General features: G+C 66.0%; 6 protein-coding genes. 4 read left to right on the top strand and 2 right to left on the bottom strand.

Annotated features, from left to right (window positions below; translation table 11 throughout):
• Positions 1–479, top strand: a 479-nt coding sequence (locus tag ACLFQI_RS11080) for a cation transporting ATPase C-terminal domain-containing protein (protein WP_410759327.1), incomplete at its 5' end; no start/stop codon positions are given.
• Between the two features lie 91 nt (positions 480–570).
• Positions 571–1,353 carry a VIT1/CCC1 transporter family protein gene (locus ACLFQI_RS11075; RefSeq protein WP_410759326.1) on the top strand — a complete coding sequence of 261 codons (783 nt, stop codon included), beginning with the start codon at positions 571–573 and terminating at the stop codon, positions 1,351–1,353.
• Between the two features lie 58 nt (positions 1,354–1,411).
• Here the strand turns inward: ACLFQI_RS11075 and ACLFQI_RS11070 are convergent, their stop codons facing one another.
• Positions 1,412–2,980, bottom strand: a complete 1,569-nt coding sequence (locus ACLFQI_RS11070; protein WP_410759324.1) for an ATP-binding protein — start codon at positions 2,978–2,980, stop codon at positions 1,412–1,414.
• A 9-nt stretch (positions 2,981–2,989) separates the two neighbouring features.
• On the bottom strand, positions 2,990–4,453 hold the full coding sequence (locus tag ACLFQI_RS11065) for an ATPase domain-containing protein (RefSeq protein WP_410759322.1): 1,464 nt from the start codon (positions 4,451–4,453) through the stop codon (positions 2,990–2,992).
• Positions 4,454–4,485: 32 nt separating this feature from the next.
• Between ACLFQI_RS11065 and ACLFQI_RS11060 the strand changes: the two genes are divergently transcribed.
• Both ACLFQI_RS11060 and ACLFQI_RS11055 read left to right on the top strand, forming a co-directional pair.
• Positions 4,486–4,656, top strand: coding sequence for a hypothetical protein (locus ACLFQI_RS11060; RefSeq protein ID WP_410759320.1), 171 nt, complete (start codon positions 4,486–4,488; stop codon positions 4,654–4,656).
• Between the two features lie 365 nt (positions 4,657–5,021).
• Positions 5,022–5,465, top strand: coding sequence for a YbhB/YbcL family Raf kinase inhibitor-like protein (locus tag ACLFQI_RS11055; RefSeq protein WP_410759319.1), 444 nt, complete (start codon positions 5,022–5,024; stop codon positions 5,463–5,465).
• The last annotated feature ends 57 nt before the right edge of the window (positions 5,466–5,522 follow it).

The raw sequence follows: 5,522 nt of genomic DNA, 5'->3' as shown, positions 1-5,522 counted from the left end.
CGACCCTGGTCGCGGCCATCGAGCACGGGCGGACCATCTTCAGCAACATCCGCCGTTTCATCGTCTATCTGCTCTCCGGCAATCTCGCCGAGATCATGGCGGTAGCGGCGGCGGCGCTGATCGCCTTCGCCATCGCGCTCGGGCCGCTGCAGCTCGATACCGCCCATGCGGTAACCATCGGCTTCCTGACCTTCGGCTTCGCCCGGCTTTGGCATGTATTGAACATGCGCGGCACCGAGTCGAGCCTGTTGGTCAACGAGGTCACCCGCAATCGCTATGTCTGGATCGCGATCGCCATCGGCGTCGCGCTGCTGATCGCCGCGACCTACGTCGCGCCCCTGGCGGCCATCCTCTCGATCCAGATCCCGACGCTCGGCGAATGGCTGCTGATCCTGTCGTTCTCGCTGCTGCCACTGATCCTGGTACAGCTGGGCAAGCTGGTGGTGCATCGGCTGATCCGGCACAGGCGCGCGTCCTGATCGAATCAGCCGTCGCCAGCGAACCGATCGAATCCGCAACACTGATCGCCTGCTGCATGGCGATCTCTACAATCAAGGAGCACATCGCGATATGCCTGCAAAACAGCCCCGACAGCGGTCACGTTGGCATCTGGCCCGCGCGCATCATGCCGCCGACGTCCGCGCGCGACTCGACTCCGAGGGAGGCGGCGGACATCTCGGCGATGCGGTGCTGGGCGCGATCGACGGCGGCATCACCAGCTTCGCGGTGGTTGCTGGGTCCGTCGGAGGTGGCTTCTCGAGCCCGGTGGTGATCATCCTGGGCGTCGCCAGCCTGCTCGCCGATGGCTTCAGCATGGCGGTCAGCAACTATCTTGGCACCAAGAGCGATGCCCAGGCCGCCGACCAGGCTCAGCGCGAGGAGCTACGCCATATTGAGACCATCCCCGAGCATCAATGCTTGGAGCTACGCGAGGTCTTCGCCGCCAAGGGCTTCGAGGGCCAGACGCTCGATCGCATCGTCGAGACCATCACTGCCGACCGCGAGCTCTGGGCCAAGACCATCACTCAGGAGGAGTTCGGTCTGCAGCCAGGCGATACCGGTCAGCCGTTGCAGTCCGGAGCCGCCACCTTTGCTGCCTTTCTGCTCATCGGTGCGATCCCGCTGATCCCATTCGCGGTGCCAGCGCTCAGCCTCGATCAGGCCTTCATCGCAAGCATTGCTGCGACCTCAGTGGCGTTCCTTGGCGTGGGTATCGCCAAGGGCTGGGCGCTGGACCAGTCTCGCGTCCGTTCCGGCCTTGAGACCCTGCTCACGGGTGGCGGCGCGGCGGTGCTCGCCTATGGGGCCGGTGCCCTGCTGCGAGGCTGGCTGGGAACGGATGCGGTTGCCTGAGGAGATGCAAGCTCGCCAGCAAGATGCCAGGGTCCGGCGATGGCCGGGACGGCGCAGACTAGCGTCCGGCGATGGCGGCTTCAAGCTCCGGCATCGCCACCGGCTTGACCAGGTGTCGGTCGATGCCGGCGCGGTGCGAGCGGTGCCGGTCCACGTCGCGGCCAAAGCCGGTCACCGCGATCACCCGCAAGTCGTCGCAGCCGACGAGGCGGCGCAGGCGGGCGGCGACCTCGTAGCCATCGAGACCCGGCAGGCCGATATCCAGCACCACCACATCAGGCCGGTGGGACTCGGCCGCACTCAGGCCGCCGGGGCCGTCGTGGGCGAGCACGACCTCATGTCCGCGTTGCTCCAGCAGCCGTTTCAGGCCGCTGCCGAAGTCCAGGTTATCCTCGATCAACAGGATGCGTTGCGACGACGAAGGGTGCCTCCGCGCTCGCTGCCCTGGCGGTGGTTGAGACGCCTCGGTCCGCGGCGCCGTCTGCAGCGGCAGCACGACCCGGAACTGGCTGCCCTTGCCGAGCCCATCGCTCTCGGCGTGGATGGTGCCGGCGTGCAGCTCGACCAGCGAGCGCGCCAGCGTGAGTCCAACACCGAGACCAGAGCGCGATGTCTGCGCCTCGCCCTCACCTTGGGGCGCCTGAAAGAAGGGCTCGAAGATGCGGGCCTGGGTCTCGGCGCTCATGCCCACCCCCTGATCGCGGATGCAGACCTCGGCGAGGCCGTCGCGCGCGCGCGCGCTGAGCCGAATCAGGCTCGCGTCCGGCGAATAGCGGCTGGCATTGACCAGCAGGTTGGCGAAGATCTGGCGCAGCCGGGTCGCGTCGGCCAGCAACGCCATGGAGTCATCGCCGAGATCGAGTTCGAGGCGTTGATTTCTAGCCTCGAGCGTGGACTGGGCCTGCACGACGACGTCCTGCAGCGCCGTGGCCAACTCCAGCGGCTCGCACTGCAGGCTGAGCTTGCGGCGGGCGATGCGCGAGACATCGGAGAGATCGTCGAGCAAACGCTTGATCTGCATCGCCTGCGTCGCGATGACGCTCAGGCAACGCGAGGCCGGCGGCGCCTCGAGCTGGAGCGACTCGAGGACCTCGCCGCAGGTCATGATCGCCGCGAGCGGGTTGCGCAGCTCGTGGCCGAGGGTGGCGAGGAACTCATCGCGCTGGGCGACATGCTCGGCGCGCTCGTCGAGCAGGTCCCGAATCCGATACTGCTGGCGCCGCTCGCGCAGCGCCATCTTCACCCCATTGACGAACACGGTGCGGTTCACCGGCCGCTCGATCAGTCGGACATGGCCATAGATGTCGTAGTCGTCCAAGGCCTCGAGACTGGCCTTGGCGAGCCGGCGGGTCAGCACGATCAATGGCAATGACGACCAGGTCTCCTGACGCGAGAACTGCTCGCGAATGCAGGCGCCGACATCGCCGCGCAAGGCCTCGCCAGCCACCACCAGGGCACCAGCGGGCTGCTCTAAGGCGGCGCACAGGGCCGCCGTGTCCGCGCAGATCTCGGATTGCAGCTGGGCCTCTCGGAGGAAGCGCTCGCAGAGCGAGGCATCGCTCGGGGTCGGCGCCAGGATCAGGATGCGCTCGGCGCTGCGGGAGGTGCTGTGGATGCTGTCAGCCATGAGCCCGACTCAAAGGAGTGGCTGATGCTCGCCCAGGTACTCGGGCACGCCCGTGAGCACGCCGCGAAACTCAGTCAGCGGTTCCCCGACGTCGATGCCGCCGGGACCAATCTTGTACTCCCGGATGGTGCGCTCGTGATCGCCATAGCGCTTCTTCATCACCGAGAGCGCGTAGCGAATCGTCCCATAGGCCTCGAAATAGCGCTGGACGATGACGGTATCGGTCAGATAGCTCAGATCGACCGGCAGGCCTTGCTGCCGGTTCAGTGGGCTTGGATGCGCCAACGTGAGCAGCGTCAGTGCCCCATGTGCGCTCAGATAGCTGAGCAGATCATGCACTTGCAGGTTGAGCATCGGGTCATTCGGCATCGCCTGGAAATAGCCATTGAGGCTGTCGATCACGATGAGCTGAGTCTGGTGGCGATCGACCTCCTCGGCAAGCTCGCGCGCCAGCTCGCCCGGCGCGGCCTGGCCAGGGTTGATTTGGCGCAATTTGAGCCGCTGCGAGGCCAATGCCGAGTCGATCTCGAGGTCCTGGCTGAGGGCGCGTTTGCGCAAGGTAGCCAGCGACTCGTCGAAGGCATAGAACACGACCCGCTCGCCGCGCTCCACCGCTGCCAGCGCAAAGCGGCTGGCCAGGGTCGATTTGCCACAGCCGGGTGGGCCGATGAGCCCGACACTGGTGCCGCGCTCGAGCCCGCCGCCGAGCAGTGTGTCGAGTGACGCATTGCCGCTGGAGACCAGATCGTTACGCGCCGGCGGCGCTGTCGATCGACCGATCTCCAGCCGTGGGAACACGCGCAGCCCGCCGGTCTCGATCCGCATGTCGTGATAGCCGCCGACATAGGCCTGGCCGCGCAGTTTCGGCAGCCAGAGCCAACGCCGGCTGGGCCCGTAATCACTGACGCGCTGCTCCATGCGGATGATGCCCCAGGCCAGACTGCGCGGATGCAGCTCCGGCGATCCGCTAGCCTCGTCGGTGACCAGCAGCGTGGTCCCAAGCTCAACGGCCTTGCTGCGGAAGTGCTCGACATGGCGCCGGAATATGGAGGGGTGATCGCTGTAGATGCGCAAGGCGGCCAGGGTGTCGAGGACCAGGCGCTGAGGTCTCAGGCTATCGATCTCCGCGAGGGCGGCCTGAACGCGGTCATCCAGGGCCGTTTCGGAGAGATCGAAGAGCGCGGTGCTATGAACCTCGTGCGGATTGACCAGGTCGCGCACCTCGAGCCCGTCGATTGACCAGCCATGCGAGGCGGCGATCACGGCGACCTCCTCCGGGCGTTCGGCGAGCGAGATCAGCAGGCAGCGCTCGCCGCGGCGCAGCCCCTCGAGCAGAAACTGCAAGCCAAAGGTGGTCTTGCCGGTCCCAGGGGGGCCTTCGATGAAATACAGGTGGCCTTGCCGCAGTCCGCCCTGCAGGACATCGTCCAAGCCCGGAATGCCGGAGGGGCTCAACGTAGCCGACGTCGACATGGATACGCTCCTTGATGCGGTGAGCCAGCGTCTTGCTGCTGGCTGACGAACAGTCTTCTGGCTGCGATGTTGGCAAAGGGAAGCATCGCCGATTGAGCAGCGCTGCGCGTATTCCACCATCAGAGCGGGAAAAACACCACATCGATCCGTGGAAGCAGATCTTCTTCGTTGAAGGCCCGTCCGGCAACCTGACCTCAGCGTGAGCACCGCTTGTCACCCACCCTAGGAACGGCAACGGCGCCCCCGTCCGCCGCGATGACCGCCGCGGACCGCTCATCATGCTGAATGGGGCGCGGTCACCGGGACAGCCGATGCGGCACGGCTCGGCACAGCGGGGGTTTTACCTCGCCATCGGTGCATTTCCACCCATCGGCCTGGGGCTTCGGAACACAGCGCCGGCTCAGACCGTGCTACAGCGCTGGCTCAGACCGTGCTACAACACCGGCTCAGGCCGTGCTACAGCACTGGCTCAGACCTTGCTCTAGCATCCCTGAGCCCACCGGCTCGTGCCCGTATCCGCAGGGCGGGCCGAATCGAGCGAGAAGACCACCGCGACGGAGCCCAGATTATGTCGATGCAGCTGTCATCACCCGCGTTCAACAATGGCGAGCGTATTCCCGATCGCTATACCAAGACCGGCGCCAACGACCAGCCCGAGCTGATCATCGCTGGCGTGCCCGAGGGCGCTCAGGAGCTTGCGGTGATCTGCCATGATCCCGACGCGCCCATGCCGCACGGCTTCACCCATTGGACCCTATACGGCATTCCCGCCGGGACCGAGCAGATCCCGCTGAATGGCGAAAAGCAATTCCGTCCAGGCATCAACGATTTCAACGACATCGGCTGGGGCGGCCCGCTGCCGCCTCAGGGCCATGGTCCGCATCACTACTACTTCTGGCTCTACGCGCTGGACAAGCCCGTCGCTGGCATGCCGGACCGCGAAACCTTTCTGCGCGACTACGGAGCGCATGTGATCGAGCAAAGCCGCATCGTCGGCCTCTACGAGCGCTGAGGCATTCCCTGGGAACGAGAGACCCCGTGCTTGGTGTCTTTCCACGACGCAGCGCGC

Origin of the sequence: Halochromatium sp. (assembly GCF_046541315.1) — a bacterium.
Taxonomy (GTDB): domain Bacteria; phylum Pseudomonadota; class Gammaproteobacteria; order Chromatiales; family Chromatiaceae; genus Lamprobacter.
Note: the sequence above shows the minus strand (reverse complement) of the source record. Positions and strands in the feature narration are given on the sequence as shown.